This is a genomic window from Vibrio sp. Vb1574, assembly GCF_033338675.1.
Window position 1 is genome coordinate 1 of the sequence record NZ_JAWOTC010000457.1, and the last position, 1,046, is coordinate 1,046.

A 1,046-nucleotide genomic window follows, 5' to 3' on the forward strand; every position below is an offset into this window, starting at 1 on the left:
TATTCCCGTTGCCGAGAACAAAGGTTTGATTGTCGAGCTAGGCTATCAAGTGTTCGCGAAAGCTTGTCAGTTCATAAAACAATACCGTAAACGCTACCAAAATGAAGTAAGAGTGAACGTAAACGTCTCCGTTCTGCAGCTTATGAATGGTGAGTTTCCCTCAAGAATCAAAGCCATGGCTGACGAAGCTGGCGTCGCACCTCAGTCTGTCGTGCTAGAGCTCACCGAAACATTCATTTTGGATAACAACCAAACGGCTATGGCCCCCTTAAACACGCTTCGTGAGTTGGGTTTTGCGTTGTCTTTGGATGACTTTGGTTCCGGGTACAGTTCTTTAAACTGCTTCTTTGATTTACCGATGACGCAGATAAAAATCGATAAATCGATGGCTTGGAAAACGCTGACAAACCACTCTTCGCGAGAGTACCTAAAGTTTTTGATTGCAATGTGCCACGAGAACAATATTGAGGTAGTGATTGAAGGCATTGAGGATGCGAAGATGTGCGACTTCTTTACTCAGATGGGCGTCGACTATTTACAAGGTTACTGGTTCTCAAAACCCTTATCTGTCGCAAGTGCTAGCCGATATTCATTGAATTCGTAGTTCGAATTTTGTCATTCTCATCTGTTCCGCACAGCCACCGTTTAGTCACCGATTTTTATATCAAAACAGAACGTGGCTGTGGCGAAAACTCAGGTTAACTTTACCCATCTATCTTAAGCGGTCAAACACAACGTTTTGATCTAAGTGCTCGTGATATTGCGTGTAATCGAGCCCCATATCAAAAATGTATTGTGTAACGAGGTTTCTTACGCACTCAATCAACTGATTGGCTTGCCAAGGCTTTTCGAAATAGCGATCGATGCCCGCAGAGTTAATCGCATTGATCGTATCAGTGTGCGTGGCCTGCCCAGTCAACAAGACTTTGCGAGTGCGAACAAAACGGCTGTCTTTGGAAATTTCCGTCAGCAGCTCAACACCCGTTTTACCTGGCATCACGTGATCCGAAATAATTAACGCGATCATTTCACCATCTGCATCAAGC

1 protein-coding gene and 1 pseudogene are annotated in these 1,046 nt (G+C 44.4%); one reads left to right on the forward strand and one right to left on the reverse strand.

The features are described from left to right. A pseudogene (gene scrG / locus R7O12_RS26845) lies at nucleotides 1–604 on the forward strand (regulatory protein ScrG); the annotation flags it as partial. A gap of 108 nt (nucleotides 605–712) precedes the next feature. Here scrG and R7O12_RS26850 read toward each other — a convergent pair. Continuing rightward, on the reverse strand, nucleotides 713–1,046 hold a 334-nt coding region (locus R7O12_RS26850), incomplete at its 5' end, for a response regulator (RefSeq protein WP_318127109.1).